Source organism: Telluria sp. Soil_C_11 (assembly GCF_057657395.1).
The window spans coordinates 526345-550479 of record NZ_JBDGIN010000002.1 but is presented as its reverse complement, the minus strand read 5'-3'; the positions used below and the strand labels follow the sequence as shown (position 1 = coordinate 550479).

Sequence of the window (24135 nt, the reverse complement as noted above, 5' to 3'; positions counted from 1 at the left end):
ATCGACACTTTCCACCACGACCAACGTATCCATGCCAGACCGCCGAACCCACGCCGCCGCCCTGCTGGCTGCGCCCCTCCTCGCCGCACTGCTCGCCGCCCCGTCCGCCGTCTTCGGCGCGACGGCAGCCTCGGCCGCTCCCGCTGCCGCGCCCGCGGTGCTGGAAGCGCCGCTGCGCGCCCACCTGTCCTTCCTCGCCGACGACCTGCTCGAAGGCCGCGGCACCGGCCAGCGCGGCGGCGAACTCACCGTGCGCTACCTGGAAACCCAGGCTGCCGCCATCGGCCTCAAGCCGGCGGCCGGCAAGGGCTACCGGCAAAAGGTCGAGCTGGTCGGGCAGAAGACCCAGCCCGGCAGCCTGCTGCGCTTCGATGCCGGCGGCAAGGTCATCGAGACGGCGTTCGGCAACGACGTGGTGTACGCCAATGCCAACGGCCAGCTTGACACCCGGCTCGACGCGCCGGTCCTGTTCGTCGGCTACGGCATCGACGCCCCGGAGGAACACTGGAACGACTTCCAGGGCGTGGATGTGAAAGGCAAGCTGCTGGTGGCGATGGTGAACGACCCGCAGCCCACCGCCGCCGAGCCGGACCGCTTCGGCGGCAGGTCGCTGACCTGGTACGGCCGCTGGACCTACAAGTTCGAGGAAGCGGTGCGCCAGGGCGCGGCCGGCATCCTGCTGATCCACACGACGCCGTCCGCGTCCTATCCGTGGAGCGTGCCGGTGAACAGCTTCTCGCACGAGCAGTTCCACCTGGCCGGCCCGGGCAACGCGCTGCAGGGCTGGATCAGCGAAGACATGGCGCGCACCCTGTTCCAGGCCGCCGGCCAGGACCTCGACGCCCTGCGCGCCCGCGCCGAGGCCAGGGGCTTCCGCCCGGTGCTGCTGCCGGCCAGCGTCCATGCCGAGGTGAAGAGCGCAGTGCGCCAGGTGGCCGAATACAACGTGGCCGGCATCGTCCCCGGCACCGATCCGAAGCTGCGCGACGAAACGGTGATCTACTCGGCGCACTGGGACCACCTCGGCATCGACACCCAGAACGGCAAGGCCGACCACATCTGGAACGGCGCCATCGACAACGGTTCCGGCACCGCCGCCCTGCTGGCGATGGCCCAGGCCGCGGTGGCGCATCCGGCGCGCCGCACCCAGATCTTCCTGTGGCCCTGCGCCGAGGAACAGGGCCTGCTGGGCAGCCTGGCCTACACCCGCGCACCAATGTGGCCGCTGGCAAAGACGGCCGCCGACCTCAACCTCGACAGCATGAACTTCGTCGGCCCCACCCGCGACATCGGCGTGCCCGGCGCCGAACGCAGCTCGCTGGCCGAGACATCGCGCCAGGTGGCGCAGGCGATGGGCTTGACGCTGGCGCCCGCCGTGCCGGACCTGGGCGGCGCCTACTTCCGCGCCGACCACTTCAGCTTCGCCAAGGCCGGGGTGCCGGCCTTCAACGTCGGCTCGGCCGTGTTCTCGGGCGACGGCAGCTTCGCCTTCGCCCACGACCCGGCGGCGTCCAGCGGACGCATGCGCGCCTTCACCAGGGATTACCACCAGGTCAGCGACCAGTACGACCCCGCCTGGGACCTGTCCGGCATGGTACAGCAGGCCCAGTTCACGCTGAACCTGGGCTATGCGGTGGCGAATGCGCCCGCGATGCCGTCGTGGCGCGCGGGCGAGGCCTGGGGCAAAGTGAAACGCTGAACTGGACGCCGAGGAAACCACCATGACCCATCGCTACCCGGGCGCCGCACTGGCGCTCCTTCTCTCCCTGTCGGCGCTGGCGCCGGCCGCCTCCTGGGCAGCCGCCCCGGACAGCAGCGCCGACGCCCGCTTCCAGGCCATCTACCAGCAGGAATGGAAATGGCGCATCGCCCAGCGCCTGGCCGACGACGACGACCTGCCGAAAGGCGTGCGTCCGGAACTGCCGCACGTCGACGCCGCCACCCAGGAAGTCCGGCGGCGTTACTGGGAAAACGTGCTGACACGCCTCGACGCCATCGATCCGGCTTCGCTGTCGCAGGCCGAGCAGATCAACTATGCCGTCTACCGCCCCCAGATCAAGGCCCTGGCCGAAGCCCAGCGCTTCCACGAATACGAGCAGCCGGTCAACGCCGACAGCGCCTTCTGGACCGACATCACCTACGCCGCGCGGCGCCAGTTCAAGTCGGCGCAGGAGTACCGCGACTACATCGCCGAACTGCGCGACATGCCGCGCTATTTCCGCGAACAGCTGGCGAACATGCGCGCCGGCCTGGCGCGCGGCTTCACGCCGCCGCGCGTGACGCTGGCCGGGCGCGACGCGCCGCTGGTCTCGGTGGCGCAAGCGAAGTCGCCGCAGGACACCATCTTCTACGCGCCCTTCCGCAACATGCCGGCGAACATCCCGGCCGCCGAGCAGGCCCGCCTGCGCGAGGAAGGCGCGGCCGCGATCCGCGACAGCGTGCAGCCGGCCCACGCCGAAGTGCTGGCGTATGTGCGCAGCGAGTACTTCCCGAAGGCGCGCACGCTTCTTGCGGCCGAGAGCCTCCCGGACGGCAAGGCGTATTACCAGTCGAAGATCGTCGAATACACCACCACCTCGCTGAGCGCCGACCAGATCCACGCCATCGGCCTGTCCGAGATGGCGAAGATCCGCGCCGAGATGCAGCAGGCCATGCGCCAGGCCGGCTTCGATGGCGAACTGCCGGCCTTCCTGGCGTTCCTGCGCAGCGATCCGCAGTTCTACGCCAAGACCCCGGAAGAACTGCTGATGCGCGCCGCCTGGATCGCCAAGAAGTTCGACGCCAAGGCCGGGCAGTACTTCGGCTACCTGCCGCGGCGCCGCTTCGCCATCATCCCGGTGCCGGCCGACCAGGCGCCCTACTACACCTCGGCGCGCGGCGGCCCCGGGGTCTACCTGGTGAATACCTACAACCTGCCGGCGCGCGCCCTCTACAGCCTGCCGGCGCTGACCCTGCACGAATCGGCGCCGGGCCACGCCTTCCAGGTGCCGGTGGCGCAGGAACAGACCGGCGTGCCGCCGTTCCGCCGGGCCTACATCTCGGCCTATGGAGAGGGCTGGGCCCTGTATTCGGAGCGCCTGGGCACCGAGTTGGGCATCTACGAGACGCCCTACGAAATGTTCGGCATGCTGAGCTACCAGGCCTGGCGCGCGGCGCGCCTGGTGGTCGACACCGGCATCCACGCCAAGGGCTGGACCCGCGAGCAGGCGCAGGCCTACATGCACGACAACACGGCCCTGTCCGACCACGAGATCGAGACCGAGGTCGACCGCTACATCTCGTGGCCGGGCCAGGCCCTCTCGTATTACCTGGGCCAGATGGCGATCATGCATGCGCGCCGGAAGGCGGAGGCGGCGCTGGGGCCGAAGTTCGACATCCGCGCCTTCCACGACACCGTGCTGCAGCTCGGCTCGGTGCCGCTGCCGGTGCTGGAGGCGCGCATCGACGCCTTCATTGCCGAGGGCGGGAAGAGTCCCTACCCGGCCCGCTAGGGGTCAGCGCCCGGTTTTCGGACGCGGGCTCAAAACAGCCTGAGCTTCAACTGCACCGAAATGCCGCCGTACAGCCGGTCCTTGTAGGTCGGGATGATGCCGACGTTGACGCCCACGCGCTGGTATTCGTAGGTCACGGTCGGAATCACGGCCGGGAACCAGCCGCCGTCGCGCATGTGCGGATAGCCGTCGAAGGCGGCGATCGCCGCGCCCAGGCGCACCGGTCCCAGCGCGTACGGCTGCCAGATCACGCCGGCGTAGTTCGAGTATGCGCGGTCGCTGTTATAGAAGCGGCCCGCGGCGGCCGACATGGTGCCCGAGAAGCGGTACTCCGCCGCCAGGCCGCGGTTGCCGCCGTTGAGGTCCTTGTCGCGGTCGAAGTGCCAGGTGGCGAAGCCGCTGTCGATCCAGAATTCGCTTTTTGGCGCGGCGTCGATTTTCGTGAACAGCTCGTCGGCGCCGGCCAGGGGTGCGAGCGCCATGCAGGCGGCCAGCACGATCAGGTATTGCTTGTTCAATCGTCTGCTTTCGGATCGAGATGGGGGAACATGACTTCGGTAAAGCCAAAGCGGGAAAAGTCCTTGATGCGCATCGGGTAGAGGATGCCCAGCAGGTGGTCGACCTCGTGCTGCACCACGCGCGCATGGAAACCGTCGACGTCGCGACTGATAGGATTTCCATATTGATCGACGCCTTCATAGTGCAAACGCATATGACGGGGCACGCTGCCGCGCAGGCCCGGCACCGACAGGCAGCCTTCGAAGCCCTCTTCCATCTCGTCGGACAGCGGTTTCAGGACCGGGTTGATCAGCACCGTTTCCGGCACCGCCGGCGCGTCCGGATAACGCTGGTTGCTGCCGAAGCCGAAGATCACCAGCTGCAGGTTGACGCCGATCTGCGGCGCGGCCAGGCCGGCGCCGTTCACCGCGTGCATGGTCTCGAACATGTCCCTGACCAGCGCGTGCAGTTCCGGGGTGTCGAGTTCCTTCACCGGCTCGGCGACGCGCAGCAGGCGCGGATCGCCCATCTTCAGGATGTCGCGGATCGTCATGTTCCCTCCCCTGTCTCGGCCCGCAATTCTGCCAGGAACCCGGCGAAGCCGGCGGCGGTTTCCGGATGCTTCAGGCCCATCGCCGTGGTCGCCTTCAGGTAACCGAGCTTGGAACCGCAATCATAGCGCTGGCCGGCGTAGCGGTAGGCCAGCACGCGCTCCTCGTTCATCAGCGCGGCGATCCCGTCGGTGAGCTGGATCTCGCCGCCGGCGCCCGCGCCGATGGTGGCCAGGTGATCGAAGATCGCGCCGGACAGCACGTAGCGGCCGACCACGGCCAGGGTCGATGGCGCCTCGTCGGGCTGCGGCTTCTCGACGATGCCCGAGACCAGTTCGAGGTCGGGCCGGTAGGCGCTGGCGCTGACGATGCCGTACTGGCGGGTGTTCGCGCGCGGCACCTCCTGCACCGCCAGCACGCTGCACTTCTCGTAGGCGTACAGGTCGGTCATCTGGGCCAGCACCGGCTTGTGGCCGGGCGCGCTGTCCATGAAGTCGTCGGCCAGCAGCACCGCGAACGGCTCGTTGCCGACCACCGGGCGCGCGCACAGCACGGCGTGGCCCAGGCCCAGCGGCTCGGACTGGCGGATGTAGATGCAATTGACGCTCTTCGGGATCACGCCGCGCACCAGCTTCAGGAGTTCTTCCTTGCCGTGCGCCTCCAGCTCGGCCTCGAGTTCGTAGGCCTTGTCGAAATGGTCTTCGATCGCGCGCTTGTTGCGGCCGGTGATGAAGATCATCTCGGTCACGCCGGCGGCCACCGCCTCCTCGACCGCGTACTGGATCAGCGGCTTGTCGACGATCGGCAGCATCTCCTTCGGCTGGGCCTTGGTGGCCGGCAGGAAGCGGCTGCCCAGGCCGGCGACCGGGAAGACGGCCTTCTTGATTGCACTCATCGTGTTACTCCAATCTTCTTATTTGGGGAGCAGCGCCAGCAGGCCGGCTTCGTCGAGCACGGTCACGCCCAGGCTTTCGGCCTTCTCCAGCTTGCTGCCCGCCTCGGCGCCGGCCACCACGTAGGAGGTCTTCTTCGACACCGAGCCCGAGACCTTGCCGCCGGCCGCCTCGATCAGGGCGCCGGCCTGGTCGCGCGACATGGTGGGCAGGGTCCCGGTCAGCACGAAGGTCTTGCCGGCCAGCGGGCCTTCGTCGCCGGCCGGGGCTTCTTCCGGCAGCAGCGCCAGCAACTCGCGGCGCAAGTCGGCGAGCTGCTGCACCGTCTCGCGCCTGCCCGGCGCCGCCATCCATTCCTCCAGCGCGGCGACGATGCTGTCCGGCAGGCCGAACACGCTGAAGATCTTCAGGTGGCCCAGCTCGTCCAGCGTGCGGCCGTCCGCCAGCAGCTGGCGCGCGCGCGGCTCGGTCAGTTTCGGGATGTCGAGCGCGGCCAGCAGCTTGACCTCGTCGAGGCGCTCGCGCAGCTGGGCCCGGGGCGCATGCTCGCCCTGCGGTGCGACGCCGGCGGCCAGCAGCGCATCGAGCGCCTGCTGGTTCTTCGGCTCGGCAAAGAATTCGGCGATCGCCTCGGCCACGGTGCCGCCGATATCCGGCAATACGCGCAGCAGCGCGGCCGGCGCACGGCGCACCAGCGCCAGGCTGCCCAGCCAGTCGGCCAGGGTCTTGGCGGTCGATTCGCCCACGTGGCGGATGCCGAGCGCGAACAGCAGGCGTTCGAGCGGCGGACGCTTGCTGGCGGCGATCGCGGCCAGCAGGTTGTCGGCCCACTTGGTCGCGACCTTGCCCTGCTTGACTGTCTCGGGCGTGGTGCCGTCGCGCTCGTCGGCCAGGCGCTTCATCTTCAGCAAGTCGTCGAGCGTCAGGCGGTACAGGTCGGCCACGCCGTGGATCAGGTCGCACTCGACGAGGCTGTCGATGTAGCGGTCGCCCAGGCCTTCGATGTCCATCATGCGGCGGCCGGCGAAGTGGCGGATCGCTTCCTTGCGCTGGGCCGCGCAGGTCAGGCCGCCGGAGCAGCGCGCCACCGCCTCGCCCTCTTCGCGCACCACGTGCGAACCGCACACCGGGCAGGTCTGCGGCAGGGTGTAGACCATCGGTTCCGGCTGCGGACGGCGCTCCAGCACCACCGCCAGCACTTCCGGGATCACGTCGCCGGCGCGCCGCACGATCACGGTATCGCCCACGCGCACGTCCTTGCGGCGCACTTCGTCTTCGTTGTGCAGGGTGGCGTTGGTGACCGTCACGCCGCCGACCGATACCGGCGTCAGGCGCGCCACCGGCGTGATCGCGCCGGTACGGCCGACCTGCACGTCGATCGCCTGCACCGTCGTCAGCGCTTCCTCGGCCGGGAACTTGTGCGCCAGCGCGAAACGCGGCGCGCGCGAGACGAAGCCGAGCCTGGCCTGGTCGGCGATGCGGTCGACCTTGTAGACCACGCCGTCGATTTCGTAGGGCAGCGACTTGCGCTTCTCGCCGATCGAACGGAAGTAAGCGAGGATGCCTTCGCAGCCGCGGACCACGGCGCGTTCCTTCGATACCGGCAGGCCGAGGCGCTCGAACCAGTCCAGCACCTTCGAGTGCGAATCGGGCATCTCCGCGCCTTCCAGCACGCCGATGCCGTAGGCGAAGAAGCGCAGCTTGCGCTGGGCGGTGATGCGGGCGTCGAGCTGGCGCAGGCTGCCGGCGGCGGCGTTGCGCGGGTTCGCGAATTCCTTCTGGCCGGCGTCGCGCTGGCGCTGGTTCAGGCGCTCGAAGTCCTGCTTGAACATCAGGACCTCGCCGCGCACTTCGAGCACGTCCGGAATGTCGTTGCCCTGCAGGCGCAGCGGGATCACCTTGATGGTGCGGATGTTCGCCGAGACGTCTTCGCCGGTGTAGCCGTCGCCGCGGGTGGCGGCCTGCACGAACACGCCGTTCTCGTAGCGCAGGCTGATCGCCAGGCCGTCGAACTTCAGCTCGGCCGCATACTCGACCTGGGTACCCCGGCCGACATCGAGGCCGTCGCGCACGCGGCGGTCGAAGTTGTCGATGTCCTCGTCGCTGAAGCCGTTGTTCAGCGACAGCATCGGCATCGCATGCGTCACCTGCTTGAACTCGGGGATCGGCGCGCCACCCACGCGCGAGGTCGGCGTGTCGTTGGATACCGCTTCCGGATGCGCCGCCTCGAGCTCCTGCAGCTCGCGGAACAGTTTGTCGTACTCGGCGTCCGGAATGGTCGGCGCGTCGAGTACGTGGTAGTTATAGATGTGGTGGTTCAGCTCCTTGACCAGCCATGCCATGCGCTCGAGGTAGTCGTGCTGTTCAGCCATGGACGCCTCTTAGCTGAACAGGCGCAGCGCGCGGGTCGAACCGGCCGGGATGTCGGCCGCTTCCATCTCCTGGTAGAACTCGCGCACCTGGCCGGCGATCTCGTCCAGCGCCTGGTCCGACAGCGGCTGGTCGAAGTCGTCGACGATGGCGGCGTCCAGGCGCTGTTCCAGCGACTTGGCGCAGGCGACCATCTTGCCGAAGCCGTCATGCGCAGGAGCGACGCAGGGCACGTCGAGCAGCAGGGTCAGGCGCGAGGTGGTGTCGGCGCCCAGGTTGACGTTGGTCGACAGCGTGAACAGGACCGCGCCTGCATTGCCTTCCTTGTCCGGCATCGCGAAACGGCCGTCCGGGCGCACGTCGAAGCCCTGGTTTTCGAGCGCGCCGATCAGGGTCGACATCGCCCACGGCGCGCCTTTCGAGGCCAGGTTCACGCCCAGCTGGGCGTCGTGGCCGGCGACGAAGCGGTGCAGGTTCTTCGCCTCGCTCATCACCTCGATCATGTCCGGCACTTCCGGCTCGGCGCCGATCTCGTCGGCCACCGCGCGCAGGCGCGTGACCATCTCCGAGTATTCGAGTTCGTTCAGGGCCGTGGTGCGGGTGGCCAGCTGCACGCCGGCCTGCAGCTTGGTGTAGACGCCGCCGTGCACGATCGGCTCCCAGTCGCCGTTCACGGCCAGGCCGACGAAATGCACCGGCTTGTTGCCGACCCGGCGCAGCTTCAGCAGCGCAGGCAGGATCTTGTCGCCGCGCAGGGCGCCTTCGATGTTCAGCGGGATCAGGCAATCGATCAGCGGATCGACCAGGTTCTCGGCCAGCTGGGCCGGCGAGGTGTCCGGCCTGGCGCCCGGCAGGCCGGCCAGCGGGTCGAGGGCCGCCATCGCGGCCCCGGATGCGGCGCCGGCCGACGGCACGCCGGGCGCACCGCCGCCGACGGCCACGCCGCTCGGCTCCGGCGGCGGCGCATGCACGACCGGCTCGGCCAGCGCGTCGGCGCCGGACAGTTCGGCGAACGGCGCGTCGGCGTTGGCGTCCAGCACCGGTTCCTGGCGGTCGGCCGCGGCGGCTTCGACAGGCGCAGCGGGCGCGGCCCCGCTCTTCATCAGCACGTCGTCATGGCTCGACGCGAAAGCGCGCTCGACGCTCTTGCGGGCCTTGTACTCCTGCCACTTGTTGTAACTAATGACGCCAACGACGAAGACGCCGCCGGCCGCGATCAGGCTCATTTGGAAATCAGTCATGCTGCTTGTGCCTCAGTAGCGAAATTCGCGGCGGACTCCATGTCCACCGCCACGATGCGCGATACGCCCTGCTCCTGCATCGTCACACCGATCAGTTGGTTGGCCATCTCCATCGCGATCTTGTTGTGCGAGATGAAGAGGAATTGGGTATGGTCGGACATGCGCTTCACCATGCGGCAGAAGCGCTCGGTATTGGCGTCGTCCAGGGGCGCGTCCACCTCGTCGAGCAGGCAGAACGGCGCGGGATTCAAACGGAACATCGAGAACACCAGCGCGGTCGCGGTCAGCGCCTTTTCCCCGCCGGACAGCAGGTGGATCGTGGCGTTCTTCTTGCCCGGCGGCTGGGCCATCACCTGCACGCCGGCGTCGAGGATCTCTTCGCCGGTCATCACCAGCTTGGCCGTGCCGCCGCCGAACAGGATCGGGAACAGTTCCGAGAAATTCTCGTTGACGCGGTCGAAGGTGTCCTGCAGCAGGTCGCGCGATTCGCGGTCGATGCGCGCGATCGCCCCCTCCAGCGTGGCGATCGCTTCCTGCAGGTCGGCGTACTGCGAGTCGAGGAAGCGCTTGCGCTCCGTGGCCTGGGCCAGTTCCTCGACCGCCGCCAGGTTCACCGCGCCGAGCGCGGAAATCGCATTCGCCAGGCGCGTCACCTCGCCCTGCAGGTATTGCGGCTTCATCTCCGGGTTCAGCTTCTGCGACAGCTCGGCTTCGTCGGCGCCGGTGGCGTTCAGGGCTTCGGCAAACTGTTCCTGGTTCAGGCGCGCGGCCTGCTCCTTCAGCTGCATCTCGGTGATGCGCTCGCGCTGCGGCTGCAGGCTGCGTTCGGCCGCCATGCGCGCTTCCTCGGCGCTGCGCAGCTGCTGGGTCAACTGGTCCAGTTCGTGCCGCGCGTCGGACAGCGCCTGTTCCTGGGCGGTGCGGCGCGCCAGCAGTTCCTGCAGGCCTTCGGCGGCGGTGCCCGATTCCAGCGCCTCGAGTTCCATTTTCCCGGCGCCGATGCTTTCCAGGACCTGGGCCGCCTGCTGGTTGGCGGTGGCGATGGTGCGCCGCAGTTCCTCGATACGGGTGCGCTGGGTCTTCTCGGCGAACACCGCTTCCTGGGCCGCGCGTTCCAGCTCGCGCAGTTTTTCGCGCGCCTCGTTCAGGGCGCGCTCCTTTTCCTGGAACGCGACCTGGCCATCCTCGTGCGATCCCTGCAGCTCGGCCAGTTCCATGTCCAGCTCTTCGAACTGCGCCTCGGCTTCCATCTTGGCCTGCCGCTGCTCGGATTCCTGGGCCGCGATTTCGTCGAGGTCGGCGGAGATCTGGCCGCTGCGCTGGTTGAAGCGGGCCTCGACCTCGGCCTGCTTGACCACCTCGATCTGCAGGGCGTGGGTTTCGCGCTGCAGGGTGGCGACTTTCTGGCGGCCTTCCTGCAGGCGGCGCTGCAAGTCGGACACGGCTGCGTCGGCGCGGGTCGCGCGGGTGCGCGCCTCGTCCAGGAGCAGGGCCTGGGCGCGCAGCTGCTTGGCCGTATTGTCGATTTCATGCTGGCGCGCCAGCACCCCGTCCTGCTCGGCGTCGGCGGCATAGAAGCGCACGCTGGAGCGGCTGACGATGTGGCCATGCGGCGTGACGAAACAGCCGCCGGACGGAAGGCGCTCGCGCTGGGCCAGGGCAGTGCCCGGGTCGTCCGCCACGTAGACTTCGTGCAGCCAGTCGTCGAGCAGGCCGCGCAGGCCCGGGTCGTTCAGCTTGAGCAGGCTGGCGAAGGGTTTCAGGCCGTGGTGTTCGATAGGAGCGCCGGCCCCGCTCGACGGCGTGTACAGCGCCATGCGGGCCGGCGGCGCATCGCCGAAGAACCCGCGCGCCCAGTCCAGGTTCGAGATTTCGAGGGCGCCGGTACGCTCGCGCAGGACCGATTCCAGCGCGGTCTCCCAGCCGGCCTCGATGTCGAGCTTCTGCCACAGGCGCGGCAGCCTGTCGAGTTCGTGCTTCTGCAGCCAGGGCTGGACCTTGCCCTGGGTCTGGACCCGGTCCTGCAGCTGGCGCAGCGCCGACAGGCGCGCCTCCAGCTTGGCATTCGCGGCGCTCTCCTGCGCGACCAAGGCATGCGCCTCGCGCCGTTCCTGCTCGCTGGACTCCTGGCGGCTGGCGGCTTCTTCCAGCAGCAGCGTGTACTCTTCAAGCGCCACCTGTTTTTCCTCCAGTTGCATACGGAGGTTGTCGAGGTGGCCGGCGTCCGGCAGGTTCAGGTTGCCGCGCTCCTGCTGCAGGCGCTCGCGGCGCGTCGCCAGCGTGGCAAGAATGTTGGAGGCATTGCGCTGGTGCGCCGACGACAGCTCGATGCGCTGCTGGACCTGCATGATGCGGGCGCGCGACTCCGTCGCCCGTTCCTGGGCGGCGCGCCAGGCGGCGTCCAGCTCCGGCAGGCGCTCGTTCTGCGCTTCCACCGCGATCTGCGCGCCCTCGACGCGGGCCGCCAGTTCTTCGAGCCGGAATTCCGCTTCCTCGATCTGTTCCTGGGTCTCGCTGGCCTGGTTCAGCCACTGTTCGCGCTGGGCGGTGAGCGTGCCGATCTGGTTCTGCAGCCGGGTGCGCGACTCGACCACGAACTTGATCTGCGCCTCCAGGCTGCCGATCTCGGAATTGGTCTGGTACAGCTCACCCTGGGCGGCGTGCAGGCGGTCCCCTAGGGCGTAGTGCGCCTGGCGCATCCGCTCCAGTTCCAGCTCCAGGTGGCGCATCTTCGCGTTCTGTTCTTCGAGGCCGGTCTGGGCCTGTTCCATCTCGAGGAACCAGCGCGCCTGCTCGGCCTTGGCCTCGTTCTTGCGCAGCAGCCAGAGCAGCTTCTGCTTTTCTTCCTGGTCGGCCTGTAGCTGGTGGAAGCGGTTGGCGACGGCCGCCTGGGCTTCCAGCTTTTCGAGGTTGGCGTTCAGCTCGCGCAGGATGTCCTCCACCCGCACCAGGTTCTCGCGCGTGTCGGACAGCCGGTTCTCGGTCTCGCGGCGCCGCTCCTTGTACTTGGAGACGCCGGCCGCCTCTTCCAGGAACACGCGCAGTTCCTCGGGGCGCGATTCGATGATCCGCGAGATCATGCCCTGGCCGATGATGGCGTAGGCGCGCGGGCCCAGGCCGGTGCCGAGGAAGATGTCCTGGATGTCGCGCCGGCGCACCGGCTGGCCGTTGATGTAGTACGTCGAGGTGCCGTCGCGCGTGAGGGTGCGCTTGACGGCGATCTCGCCGTACTGGCCCCACTGCCCGGCCGCCTTGCCGGCGCTGTTGTCGAACACCAGCTCGACCGAGGCGCGCCCGGCCGGCTTGCGGTAAGTCGAGCCGTTGAAGATCACGTCCTGCATCGACTCGCCGCGCAGTTCCGAGGCCTTCGATTCGCCCAGCACCCAGCGTACGGCATCGATGATGTTCGACTTGCCGCATCCGTTCGGGCCGACCACGCCAACCAGTTGCCCCGGCACCTGGAAATTGGTGGGATCGACGAAAGACTTAAATCCCGACAATTTGATGGAGGATAGACGCACGTTTGCTCAGGGTGGAGGGGTATCTGTCAAAAGCTGCATCATACCACCTGTTCCTTGCTTTACGGCCAAGATTTGGCCCGCTTTGCGCGCCAAAGTGGTCGGTCAACGGACCGGGGAGGCGCCTGTCCGACGACCCGCTGGCGCCTTGGCGACCAATGCCTGCGGGTCAATCAGGTGCAGAGCACCCCGAAACGGCGCTTCGCCGGAGCGCACGGCGGCACGTAGGGCGCCCGGGCCGGCTGCCAGCCGTTGCGCAGCCAGACCCGGTCATTGCCGGACAGCTTGAGGGCCGCCACCGTCAGCCATTGGTGGGAATTCGCCGGATCGGCGCGCGGCAGCAGGATGGTCGCCGCCAGCAGCCCGAGCAGCAATGGCTGGGGCGTGCGGTCGCGCGCGGCGCGGGAGCGCGCGACGAACAGGGCGGCCGCGGCCAGGCCCAGCAGGCAGCCCGCCGCGGCTTCGCTGGCCGAGTGGGCGTGGACCTTGACGCGCGCGACAGCCACCGCCGCGGCCAGCAGCGCCCCGAGCAGCACGGCGCCGTGCAGCCAGCCTTCGCGGCGCCGGTCCGGCTGGCCGTCCGGCCGGCTGGCGCTGCGCCGTTCCGCGCGGCGCCGTCCCCGCCTTTCGGCCAGCAGGAACAGCGCCACCGGGAACACGGCCGCGGCGCGCGTGGCGTGGCCGGAAAAGCCGGTGAAGTCCAGCGCCCGCACGCCAAGGCCCCAGCCGAGGAAGGCGACCTGGCTGGCCGCCGCCACCGCCAGCGCCCCGCCGAACAGCAGGCACCACGCCAGCGCCAGGCGCCAGCAGTGCGCGCCGACCAGCCAGGCGGCGATGGCCAGTGCGAGGAGCGCGGTGACGTTCAGGCCGCCCAGGGCCGAGAGGTGGGACCACCAGATCATGTCGGTATTGTCGGGGTTGCTGGCGGCTCGACTATACCGCAGGAATCGCGCTCACCCTCGCACCGTCGCTCAGGCGGCAGCGGCCTTCGGCGCCGCATCGTTGACCGCCCCCTGCCCCATCGCCTCCGACAGCACCTGTCCCACCACGCCATCGATGGCCAGCACGCGCGCGGTGCCGGCGTGCAGCAGTTCGGCGAATTTTTCGGCCGACAGCGAGAAGGCTTCGCGCCGTCCGGCGCCGGAAAAGATGAACAGGGTGCGCAGCGGGCTGACCCAGGCCAGCTTGACCTTGCGCGCGCCGTCCTGCATGCGGAATTCGAACCACATCCCGCGCTCCAGGCCATCCACCGGCGAGATCGCCTGCCGGCGCGCGGCCTCCTGCTCGGAAGCCAGCTGCTCCAGCTCGACCCGGCGCAGTGCGTCCTGCTGGGCCGCCTCGACCGCCAGTTCAAGCTGGCGCTCGGACGACAGTTCGATCGGCGCGCGCACGATCGAGGCATGGCATTCGGCCAGGCGGGCAAAGAATTGCAGGCGCTCGGCGTCCTGCCACTTGATCGCGTCGAGCCACTTGTTCAGCGTGGTCAGCAGGCGCGGCAGCTTGCCGATCAGGGCCTTGCGCTGCTCCTGGGTCGGCTTCGGCCTGACGCTCCAGATCAGGTCGTCCATCGCGCGGGTGGCGTTGCCGACCGCGCCCGGCTTGTCCTCTTCGATGCTGTAGGCGAAGGTCATGACCGTGGTCCAGCGCTGCTCGAGGAAGCCGCCGACCACCTGGCCGACGTCGCCGGCCTGCACGCGCAGCAGCACGGCATCGCGCGCGGCGCGGGCAGCGACCTGCATCTTTTCCTGCTTCAGGGCGCTGGCCACCGGACCGGCCAGGGCCTGGTCCTGGGCGCTTTCCTCGGCCGCGATGCCGGCTTCGAGCTCGGCCACCGCCTCGGCGAAGGCCTCGGGCCGGGCCTGGCCGGCACGCTCGACGCTGCGCTGCATCGCCTGGAACAGCGGATCGTCCGCGTCCTTGCGCTGCTCCCAGCCCATGCGCGACATCAGGTCGACCAGGCGCCGCGCCGGGTGCGCTTCCTCGAAGAAGAAGTTCTTGTCGAGCAGGGCCGCCTTCAGCACCGGCATCTGCAGCACGCGCAGCAGCTCGCGCGTCTGCGGCGGAATGCTGTGGTCCAGCAGCACGGTCTCGAACACCCGCGACAGCAGGCCCAGCGTGCTTTCGTCGCCGCGCGACAGGCTGCCCTTGGGCAGGCTCCGGGCAAAGCGCGGCAGGTAGAACACCTCCTGCGACGGCGCGCCGGTTGCCGCGGGACCTGCCTGGACAGGCTCCCGGGCATGCAGGGACGGTTCGATGCGGGCCAGCAGCTCCAGCAGCGGCGCGGCCTGGCCGGGAACCAGCAAGTCAGCGTGTTGCGCCGGACCCGGCGCAGAGATGGGCGTGGCGTCGGCAATCCCGGCGACAGGCGCGGCGGTACTGCCGTCGGCGGGCGCGGCGGCGGTGCTACCGGCCGGCGCGGCGCCAATGCCACCCGCTGGCGCGAACCCGGCCGCCACCCGGACTCCGGGCGCGACCGCCCCGGCGGCGCCCGCCTGCGGCGCCGATGCAAACCCGGCCGCCGCGCTGGGCCGCCAGCCGCCCGCCCCTTGCGGCATCTCGGGCAGTTCGGGAATCAGCGGCACATCGACCGGGGCTTCGCCGTCCCCGAACAGCTTGCGCAGCTGCTCGGCCAGCGCGGCCTTGCCGCTGGCGCGCGCCGCCCGCGCCGCCGCCGCGTCGTCGGTCTTCTGGATGCGCAGCGCCTCGACCGAGCCGGGCTGGCCGTCCTTGCGGGCCAGCGCCTCGACCAGGGCGTCGTACAGCGGCGCGAAATCGCACACCAGTCCGGGCCGCAGCAGTCCCAGCACCAGGTCGTGCGACTCTTCTTCCGGCTCGAATTCGCGCCAGCCGTCGTCGAGGGTTTTCAGGAAGACTTCGGGACGGAAGGGATTGGCGTCGGCGCGCAGCACGCCCTTGCCCAGCAACAGGCCGAGACGGACCGACAGGGTCGCCAGCTGTTCCGAATGCTGGATGTCGAAGGGCCGGGTGATGGCGCCGAAAGCGACCTTGCTGTCCATGACTTCGAGCGGCACCAGGCTGAGCGCCGCCGGCGCGGCCTGGCCCGTGGCGCCCTGCGGCTGCAGGCGTTCGAGCTCCCGGCGCAGCGCCGCTTCGATGCCGGTGCCGGCCAGGTGCACGTAGGCGTAGCTGTTTTCCTTGAGCAGCCTGGCCGAGCGCATGCGCCGGTAGACCTCGCGTGCGTCGATGCCCGGCTGGCCGACGTCCGCCAGGGCGGCGCCGAAGCGGTCGATCATCGGCGCCAGCTGCTCCTTGAACCGCTCTGCCGCGATACCGGCGAGCGAATCCAGCGTCGCCTGCTGCGAGGCGGCCTGGCGCGCTGCCGGGCTCCGGGTTCGGCTCGATGACATGATGGGCTGTGATTGATGGGTGCTTGGGCTAGCCAGATGCTATTGTGGCACACAATTGCCTCGTAGCAACCGCATTCTGAAGACCGACCCGGAAATGACGATAACAAAAAGAACATACATTTCGCCCCGGATCCAGCTCAACAATAATAACAATCGCTTAGGCAATATTTGTAAGATAGAAATAGAACGGATGTCGCGCCGCAGCATGGAAATTAGGAGGATTATTTTTTATCGGTAGGTGTATCTCCTACAAAAGCACACGCAGTGATCCGATACCAGATCAATTGCCGGGCTCGCATTATTGCAATACCGGAAACGCTACTGATTTCCAATGTTTCAGGACGCTACGGTAAGCAGGACATTTCCAATATATGAAAGGAATGATCATGGCTAACAACAGCAAATCGGGCAACCAGGGTGGTTCCCACGAGCAGCACGTGAAGGCTGGCCAGCAGAGCCACAAGAACGACGGCAACAAGCAGTCGGGTTCGGGTTCGGGCTCCCGTTCGGGCGGTTCGGGCGGCACCCGTGGCGGCACCCCGGAGCAGCATGCCGAAGCCGGCCGCCAGAGCCACAAGAATGACGGCAACAAGCAATCGGCTTCGGGCTCGGGTTCGCGCTCGGGCAGCAGCCGCGGCGGCAACCGCTAAATCCGCCTGAGGCCGAAGGCGACGCCGCAGTACCAGCCGCGGCGCCACCTTCGGCCTTCAAGGACGGCGACAGGGCCTGCAACGGGAAACCGCTGCAGGCCCTGTCTTTTTGTGCTGGAGCGGCGCCACGGACGCCCCGGAATGGGCAGGACCGGGCGGCCGCGGCCGGGATCAGATATTGCGCAGGCGGGCGCCCTTGGGCGGCGCGAAGTCGACGACGTCGTTGACCAGGCCGGCGGTCTTGGCGTCGCGCGCGTTCAGGTGCAGGTCGCCGTACTGGTGGATGCCCCATTGCTCCGGCGTGAGCTCGATGTGCTTGCGCAGGATGGCCTCGGTGCGGGCGTCGTCCGCGCGCAGGCCTTCGACGATGATGTTGAGGGCGTCCGGACGCGAGCCCGGCGAGGCCGTCGCATGCGACTTGTGGATCATGAAGCGGGCCGTCTCGCTGGCGTAGCGCCGGGTCCCGGACAGGAACAGGATCACGGCGATCGAAGCCACCGCGCCGCCGTTGTACATCACGAACTCGACCGGGGAATTGGCCAGGAAGTTGTACAGGCACAGACCGTCGCTGACATAGCCGCCGTTCGACTGCACCAGCACGTGGGCGGTCTCGAGGCCGTCCTCGGCCATCTCGGCGACGGCTTCGAACACACGATGCACCATATCGCTGTTGACGTCACCGGAGAGGGTGAACCAGGCCTCCTTTTGCTGTTTTGCTTGATCTTCGCTCATAGTCGCTCTCTTCTTTCGGAAGGGGTCATGGGGCAAGTGTAACAAAACACGGGTTTCCGCCCTTGTGGACGCACTGCAATAGTGCGCGGCCTCCCTCTGATTGACTTCCCGTCACGCCTCGCATATCCTTCGCAGTCTTGACCGGGAGAGCGCAGAACAAGCTGCCGCCGAAGGGGCATCACCCGAAAACTCTCAGGCAACCGGACCGGTCGGGGGACGCAGCGCTACGCAAGCGCGGCGGACCAACTCTGGAGAGCGGCCCCAGGCGGGCCCACCGAAGGGGCAGGCGGCATCAGCCGCTATCTCTCAGGTATCGAGGACAGAGGGGTGCGAACTGCATGCGGAATCGATCCGCGTGCAGTCATTGGATGCACGCCCCTATTCAACTGCCCGAGGATCTCACGTCATGACGCTCAAAGCGACCCCGCTCAATTCCGCACACCGCTCCCTTGGGGCCAAGATGGTCGACTTTGGCGGCTGGGACATGCCCGTCAACTACGGTTCGCAGATCGAGGAACACCACGCGGTCCGCACCGACGCCGGCATGTTCGACGTCTCCCACATGTGCGTGGTCGACCTGCACGGCGCCAACGCGCGTCCTTTCCTGCGCGGCCTGCTGGCGAATAACGTCGACAAGCTGCAGGTGGCGGGCAAGGCCCTCTACTCCTGCATGCTGAATCCGGAAGGCGGCGTGATCGACGACCTGATCGTCTACTTCTTCCGCGAAGACTGGTTCCGCCTGGTCGTCAACGCCGGCACCGCCGAGAAGGACATCGCCTGGATCCGCCAGCAGAACGCCGCCACCAATAGCGGCCTGGCCATCACCCCGCGCCGCGCCGACCTGAGCGACGACGGCATCGCCCTGATCGCCGTGCAGGGCCCGAACGCCCGCGCCAAGGTCTGGCAGGTGCTCCCAGGCACCCAGGCCGCGTCGGAAGCCATGAAGCCTTTCAACGTCACGATCGTGAACGACACCCCGTTCGGCGAAATCATGGTGGCGCGCACCGGCTACACCGGCGAAGACGGCTTCGAAGTCGGCGTGGCGGCAAGCCAGGCCGAAGCGCTGTGGAACGCCCTGGTCGCCGCCGGCGTGAAGCCGGCCGGCCTCGGCGCGCGCGACACCCTGCGCCTGGAAGCCGGCATGAACCTGTACGGCCAGGACATGGACGATACCGTCTCCCCGCTGGACGCCGGCCTGGCCTGGACCGTCGACCTGGCCGCCGAGCGCGACTTCATCGGCAAGGCCGCCCTGCAGCAAAAAGGCCAGCAGCAGAACTTCGTCGGCCTGATCCTGCGCGAAAAAGGCGGCATCCTGCGCGCCCACCAGAAAGTGGTGGCGGCCTCCGGCAATGCGGGCGAGATCACCAGCGGCACCTTCAGCCCGAGCATGCAGCAGGCGATCGCCCTGGCCCGCGTGCCGGCCGAGGTGCAGGTGGGCGACACCGTGCACGTCGAGATCCGCGACAAGAAACTGGCCGCATCTGTGGTCAAGCTGCCGTTCGTGCGCAACGGCAAAGTGCTGGCATCCTGATCGCCGGCCACGACAAGAACAACCCCTATACTTACCGCCTCACCTCTCATTAGGAGCTACGCATGAACATCCCAGCCGACCTGAAATACACCGAGTCCCACGAGTGGGTCCGCAAGGAGGCCGACGGCACCCTGACCGTGGGCATCACCGAATACGCGCAGGACGCGCTGGGCGACATCGTGTTCGTCGAACTGCCGCAGGTCGGCAAGACCTTCACCGCCGGCGATGACGCCGCCGTGGTCGAGTCGGTCAAGGCCGCCAGCGACATCTACGCCCCGGTCTCGGGCACCGTCACCGCCGTCAACCAGGCAACCGCCGACGCGCCGGACTCGATCAACGCCGACGCCTACGGCGCCTGGCTGTTCAAGCTGCAGCCGGCCGATCCGGCCGCCTTCGACGGCCTGCTGGATGCTGCGGCCTACGGCAAGACCACTGAAGGTTAATGCCCCCTCGTCGTCCCCGCGCAGGCGGGGACCCAAGTTTTGCATGCGCCGCGTTAGCCTCAACCAAACTTGGGTTCCCGCCTTCGCGGGAACGACGGTAGTCGCCCGATTCCCCTCCTTTTTCTGCCCTCTATCATGACCCGCACCAGCCTGACCCAACTCGAAGCACGCGATGGCTTCATCCCGCGCCACATCGGTCCGTCCGACGCCGAACAGGCAGCCATGCTGTCCGTCCTCGGCTACCAGAGCCGCGCCGCCCTGATCGATGCCGTCGTTCCCGCCAACATCCGCCGCAAGGACAAGCTGGACCTGGGCCAGTTCTTCGATCCGCTGCCCGAGCAGGCCGCGCTGGCCAAGCTGAAGGGCATCGCCTCGCAGAACAAGGTCATGAAGTCGATGATCGGCCAGGGCTACTACGGCACCTTCACCCCGCCCGTCATCCTGCGCAACATCTTCGAAAACCCGGCCTGGTACACCGCCTACACCCCGTACCAGCCCGAGATCTCGCAGGGCCGCCTGGAAGCGATCCTGAACTTCCAGCAGGTGATCACCGACCTGACCGGCATGGGCATCGCGAACGCCTCGATGCTGGACGAAGGCACCGCCGCCGCCGAAGCGATGACGCTGATCCAGCGCGTCGGCAAGTCGGCCTCGAAAGTCTTCTACGTCGCCGACGACGTGCTGCCGCAGACCCTCGAAGTGGTGCGCACCCGCGCCACCCCGATCGGCGTCGAAGTGCGCACCATCGCCGCCGCCGAGATCGAGAACCTGACCGAGTCGTGCTTCGGCGTGCTGCTGCAGTACCCGGGCGTGAACGGCGACGTGCGCGACTACCGCAACGCCTGCGAGAAGCTGCATGCGGCAGGCAGCATGGTCGTGGTCGCGGCCGACCTGCTGGCCCTGACCGTGCTGACCCCGCCGGGCGAATGGGGCGCCGACGTCGTGGTCGGCAACAGCCAGCGCTTTGGCGTGCCGCTCGGTTTCGGCGGCCCGCACGCCGGCTACCTGGCCACCCGCGACGACTACAAGCGCAGCATGGCCGGCCGCCTGGCGGGCGTCACCGTCGACGCCCAGGGCAACAAGGCGTTCCGCCTGGCGCTGCAGACCCGCGAACAGCACATCCGCCGCGAAAAGGCGACTTCGAACATCTGCACCGCCCAGGTGCTGCTGGCCGTGATGGCCTCGATGTACGCGATCTACCACGGCCCGAAGGGTCTCGAGCAGATCGCCCGCCGCGTGCACCGCTACACCGGCATCCTGGCCGCCTCGCTCAAGCAGCTCGGCTTCGAGCTGGCCAACGAAACCTTCTTCGACACCCTGACCGTCGTCACTGACAACGCCGACGAGATCCACCGCATCGCGGTCGAAAACGGCGTCAACCTGCGCCGCATCGACGCCCGCCACGTCGGCCTGTCGCTGGACGAGACCACCGGCCGCGACGAGATCGCGCTGCTGGCGAAGATCTTCGGCGAAGCCGCCGGCAAGCCGGCGAACGTCGACTTCGACAGCCTGGACAGCGATGCCCAGGACGGTTTCCCGGCGCTTCTTTCGCGCACCAGCGCCTACCTGACCCACCCGACATTCCACCGCTACCACGCCGAGCACGAGATGCTGCGCTACCTGCGCGCGCTGGCGGACAAGGACCTGGCGCTGGACCGCACCATGATCCCGCTGGGTTCGTGCACGATGAAGCTGAACGCGACCTCGGAAATGATCCCGGTCACCTGGCCCGAGTTCTCGAACATCCACCCGTTCGCCCCGGACGACCAGACCGTCGGCTACCGCGAGATGATCGCCCAGCTCGAGCAGATGCTGTGCGCCGTGACCGGCTACGCCGGCGTGTCGCTGCAGCCGAACGCCGGTTCGCAGGGCGAGTACGCTGGCCTCCTGATCATCAAGAAGTACCATGAGTCGCGCGGCGAAGGCCACCGCAACATCTGCCTGATCCCGTCCTCGGCGCACGGCACCAACCCGGCATCGGCCAGCATGGTCGGGATGCAGGTGGTCGTCACCGCCTGCGACGAAAACGGCAACGTCGACCTCGACGACCTGAAGAAGAAGGCCGAGCAGCACAGCGCCAACCTGGCCTGCGTGATGGTCACCTACCCGTCGACCCACGGCGTGTTCGAGGAAGGCATCAAGGAACTGTGCGAGATCGTGCACGCGCACGGCGGCCAGGTCTACGTGGACGGCGCCAACATGAACGCGCTGGTCGGCGTGGCGGGCCCCGGCATCTTCGGCGGCGACGTCAGCCACCTGAACCTGCACAAGACCTTCTGCATCCCGCACGGCGGCGGCGGCCCGGGCGTCGGTCCGGTGGCGGTGGGCGCGCACCTGGTGCCCTTCCTGCCGAACCAGGCCTCGACCGGCTACCTGCGGGACGAAGCCGGCATCGGCGCGGTCAGCGCCGCGCCGTATGGCTCGGCCTCGATCCTGCCGATCTCGTGGATGTACATCGCGATGATGGGCGCGGAAGGCCTGCTAGCTGCGACCGAGACGGCGATCCTGAACGCCAACTACATCGCGCGCCGCCTGGCGCCGCATTATCCGGTGCTGTACACCGGCCACGACGGCCTGGTCGCCCACGAGTGCATCATCGACCTGCGCCCGCTGCAGGACAAGACCGGCATCAGCAACGAAGACGTGGCCAAGCGCCTGATGGACTTCGGCTTCCACGCCCCGACCATGAGCTTCCCGGTGCCGGGCACGCTGATGATCGAGCCGACCGAGTCGGAGTCGAAGGCCGAGCTTGACCGCTTCATCGAGGCGATGATCACCATCCACGCCGAGATCGTGAAGGTCGAGCGCGGCGAGTACGACCGCATGGACAACCCGCTGAAGGGCGCGCCGCACACCGCGGAAGTCGTCACCGCCGACGACTGGAAGCACGGCTACTCGCGCGAAGTGGCCGCCTTCCCGGTGCCGTCGCTGCGCAAGCGCAAGTACTGGCCGCCGGTCGGCCGTGCCGATAACGTGTACGGCGACCGCAACCTGTTCTGCGGTTGCGCACCGATCGAGGACTACGAGTGAAGGAACCTCGATAAACCTACTGCGCGGGCACATTTCGGGTCTGCGATGCTCGCCGTACCGTAAGTACGGCTGCGCTTCTCGACCCAAACTGAGCCCTGCTCGCTACGGTTTCTCGAGGTTCCGAAACTTTCAGTCCTTCCCCCTACGACTACTTGCTAGGCGTAGGTAAGGATGCCCGGGGTTGCCGGGGCGCTTATTCGGCGTCCCGGCAACCCCGTCTTCATATTCGGCTTCCGTTGCCTGCACGGCTTCATCGAGCCGGAACGCCGCCACCGCCTGCGACAGGCTGAGCGCCTGCTGCTGCAGGGAGCGCGCGGCCATGGCCGCTTCCTCGACCATCCGCGTGCCCTGCTGGGTCAGCTCGTCCATGCGCACGATGGCCTGGTTCACGCCCGCCAGGTTCTCGGCGCGCGCCGCGCTGGCGCTGCCGATGCGGTTGACGATGTCGCCGACTTCCTGCACCGAGCTGGTGAGCATGGCGATGCTGGAGCCGGCATCCAGCGCGATGCCGGTGCCGCCCTCGATCGCCGCCATGGCCTCGCGCGCCAGCTCGCGCGCTTCGCGGGCGCCCGCCACCGCGCGTCCGGCCAGCGCCCGCACCTCGCAGGCGGCCTGGGCGAAAGTCCAGGCCTGGGGGCCGCCCTGCGCCGCTTCGACCGCCGCGTCGAGGGCCAGGCTGCCCGCGCGGCTGCAGGCGGTCTCGATCGATTCCGCCAGTTCGTCCAGGCGCGCGGCGGAACGGCGCATCGATTCGAGCGTCGCCACCAGGCGGTGCACCACATCGCCGCCCTGCAGGGCCGCGACCGTGGCCGATTCCGCCAGCCGGTTCGCCTGGCGCGCCGAATCGGCGGTCTCCATCATCGCCGCCGCCAGGCCCTGCATCGAGGTCGCGGTCTGCTCCATCGAGGCGCGCACGCCGGCGCGCGCCGGCAATCCGGCCCGGCCGAGGGCGATCTCGCGCGAGGCCGAACCGATCGAGCGCGCCGACTCCAGGATGGTCCGCAGCGACAGGTTCAGGTGACGGATGCTGGCATCCAGCGCACGCGAGGTCGCGGCGATCTCGTCGTCGCCGTCGACCCGCGCGCGCACCGTCAGGTCGCCGCTGGCCAGGCTGCTGGCGGCCGCTTCGATGGCGCCGATCTCGGCCAGCAGCGAACGCCGCACCGCCATCGTGATCACCAGCGAGGCCGCGATCGACAGCATGATCACGACCGGCATCAGGGTCGCGACCGTCTTGAATTCCTCTTCGGCCTCGCCCGATGCCTGTTCCGACAACTCCTGCTCGCGGCGCGCCAGCTCGTTCAGGCGCTCGGCCACGACGCCGAAGGCGCGCTCCGCCCTGGCCATCGCGCTGGCGCTGACCGACTGGTCTCCCTGGGCCAGCTCGATCACGTCGCGCACCGCCGCGACGTACAGCTTCCAGGCCGAGGCCGCCTGCTCGACGTAGCGCAGCTCGGCTTCGCGGTGCCGGGCCGGGGCTCCCCGCGCCAGCCGCGCCAGGCTGGCGAAGCCGCGATCGATCGCGGCCTGCTGCTGCTGGACGTCGCGCACCAGCGGGTCCACACGCGACACCGGGAAGCTGCCGCTGATCCAGGTGAGGATCTGGTAGGCTTGGGCATGGGCGCGCTGCGCGGACGCCACCAAGTCGGAGGCTGCGCGCATGTGGGTGGCGCGCTGCTCGACGATGGTGTCGAGCGAGTCGTTCTGGCGCATCATCGCGAGGTAGGCGCCGCAGGACAGGAGTACCAGCAGCACCAGCACGACGCCGGGCGCCAGCAGCAGCTTGGGGCCGATCCGCAGTCGGGACAGCATCTCAGCG

The 24135-nt window shown here is 68.4% G+C and carries 16 protein-coding genes and 2 riboswitches; of the genes, 6 read left to right on the top strand and 10 right to left on the bottom strand.

Features of this window, described 5'->3' with window-relative positions; translation table 11 throughout:
- Positions 1 to 31 precede the first annotated feature (31 nt).
- Together AC3A6M_RS05345 and AC3A6M_RS05340 are read left to right on the top strand one after the other, a co-directional pair.
- Positions 32 to 1699, top strand: a complete 1668-nt coding sequence (locus tag AC3A6M_RS05345; protein ID WP_487851682.1) for a M28 family peptidase — start codon at positions 32 to 34, stop codon at positions 1697 to 1699.
- Positions 1700 to 1721: 22 nt separating this feature from the next.
- Positions 1722 to 3491 carry a DUF885 domain-containing protein gene (locus AC3A6M_RS05340; RefSeq protein WP_487851681.1) on the top strand — a complete coding sequence of 590 codons (1770 nt, stop codon included), beginning with the start codon at positions 1722 to 1724 and terminating at the stop codon, positions 3489 to 3491.
- A gap of 29 nt (positions 3492 to 3520) precedes the next feature.
- Here AC3A6M_RS05340 and AC3A6M_RS05335 read toward each other — a convergent pair whose 3' ends face one another.
- From AC3A6M_RS05335 to AC3A6M_RS05300, 8 genes are all read right to left on the bottom strand, one after another.
- Positions 3521 to 3973 carry a hypothetical protein gene (locus AC3A6M_RS05335; RefSeq protein ID WP_487851740.1) on the bottom strand — a complete coding sequence of 151 codons (453 nt, stop codon included), beginning with the start codon at positions 3971 to 3973 and terminating at the stop codon, positions 3521 to 3523.
- A gap of 32 nt (positions 3974 to 4005) precedes the next feature.
- Positions 4006 to 4542, bottom strand: a complete 537-nt coding sequence (gene def / locus AC3A6M_RS05330; RefSeq protein WP_487851680.1) for a peptide deformylase — start codon at positions 4540 to 4542, stop codon at positions 4006 to 4008.
- Positions 4539 to 5435, bottom strand: coding sequence for a UTP--glucose-1-phosphate uridylyltransferase GalU (gene galU / locus AC3A6M_RS05325; protein WP_487851679.1), 897 nt, complete (start codon positions 5433 to 5435; stop codon positions 4539 to 4541). Before galU ends, def begins: the two co-directional genes overlap by 4 nt.
- 18 nt (positions 5436 to 5453) lie before the next feature.
- Positions 5454 to 7805: an NAD-dependent DNA ligase LigA gene (gene ligA / locus AC3A6M_RS05320; protein ID WP_487851678.1), complete on the bottom strand. Its 2352-nt coding sequence runs from the start codon at positions 7803 to 7805 to the stop codon at positions 5454 to 5456.
- A 9-nt stretch (positions 7806 to 7814) separates the two neighbouring features.
- Positions 7815 to 9044 carry a cell division protein ZipA C-terminal FtsZ-binding domain-containing protein gene (locus tag AC3A6M_RS05315; protein WP_487851677.1) on the bottom strand — a complete coding sequence of 410 codons (1230 nt, stop codon included), beginning with the start codon at positions 9042 to 9044 and terminating at the stop codon, positions 7815 to 7817.
- On the bottom strand, positions 9041 to 12565 hold the full coding sequence (gene smc / locus AC3A6M_RS05310) for a chromosome segregation protein SMC (protein WP_487851676.1): 3525 nt from the start codon (positions 12563 to 12565) through the stop codon (positions 9041 to 9043). Before smc ends, AC3A6M_RS05315 begins: the two co-directional genes overlap by 4 nt.
- Positions 12566 to 12735: 170 nt before the next feature.
- Positions 12736 to 13464, bottom strand: a complete 729-nt coding sequence (locus AC3A6M_RS05305; protein ID WP_487851675.1) for a phosphatase PAP2 family protein — start codon at positions 13462 to 13464, stop codon at positions 12736 to 12738.
- 69 nt (positions 13465 to 13533) lie between these two features.
- Entirely contained in the window at positions 13534 to 15930 is a 2397-nt protein-coding gene (locus AC3A6M_RS05300) for a DUF1631 family protein (protein ID WP_487851674.1), read from the bottom strand.
- A 386-nt stretch (positions 15931 to 16316) separates the two neighbouring features.
- On the opposite strand from AC3A6M_RS05300, the gene AC3A6M_RS05295 reads away from it, so the two are divergent.
- Complete coding sequence (locus AC3A6M_RS05295; RefSeq protein WP_487851673.1) at positions 16317 to 16580, top strand: hypothetical protein; 264 nt, start codon at positions 16317 to 16319, stop codon at positions 16578 to 16580.
- 171 nt (positions 16581 to 16751) lie between these two features.
- On the opposite strand, the gene AC3A6M_RS05290 is transcribed toward AC3A6M_RS05295, so the two are convergent.
- Complete coding sequence (locus tag AC3A6M_RS05290) at positions 16752 to 17312, bottom strand: ATP-dependent Clp protease proteolytic subunit (protein WP_487851672.1); 561 nt, start codon at positions 17310 to 17312, stop codon at positions 16752 to 16754.
- Positions 17313 to 17444: 132 nt separating this feature from the next.
- Positions 17445 to 17530, top strand: a riboswitch (glycine riboswitch).
- A 20-nt stretch (positions 17531 to 17550) separates the two neighbouring features.
- Positions 17551 to 17645, top strand: a riboswitch (glycine riboswitch).
- 73 nt (positions 17646 to 17718) lie between these two features.
- On the opposite strand from AC3A6M_RS05290, the gene gcvT reads away from it, so the two are divergent.
- The 3 genes from gcvT (at position 17719) to gcvP (ending at position 22316) form a co-directional block, all read left to right on the top strand.
- A complete protein-coding gene (gene gcvT, locus AC3A6M_RS05285) occupies positions 17719 to 18843 on the top strand; it encodes a glycine cleavage system aminomethyltransferase GcvT (protein WP_487851671.1) in 1125 nt (374 codons plus the stop codon).
- Positions 18844 to 18905: 62 nt separating this feature from the next.
- Positions 18906 to 19286 carry a glycine cleavage system protein GcvH gene (gene gcvH / locus AC3A6M_RS05280; RefSeq protein WP_487851670.1) on the top strand — a complete coding sequence of 127 codons (381 nt, stop codon included), beginning with the start codon at positions 18906 to 18908 and terminating at the stop codon, positions 19284 to 19286.
- A gap of 135 nt (positions 19287 to 19421) precedes the next feature.
- Positions 19422 to 22316, top strand: a complete 2895-nt coding sequence (gene gcvP, locus AC3A6M_RS05275) for an aminomethyl-transferring glycine dehydrogenase (RefSeq protein ID WP_487851669.1) — start codon at positions 19422 to 19424, stop codon at positions 22314 to 22316.
- A gap of 129 nt (positions 22317 to 22445) precedes the next feature.
- Here gcvP and AC3A6M_RS05270 read toward each other — a convergent pair whose 3' ends face one another.
- Positions 22446 to 24128, bottom strand: a complete 1683-nt coding sequence (locus AC3A6M_RS05270; RefSeq protein WP_487851668.1) for a methyl-accepting chemotaxis protein — start codon at positions 24126 to 24128, stop codon at positions 22446 to 22448.
- Positions 24129 to 24135: the final 7 nt, after the last annotated feature.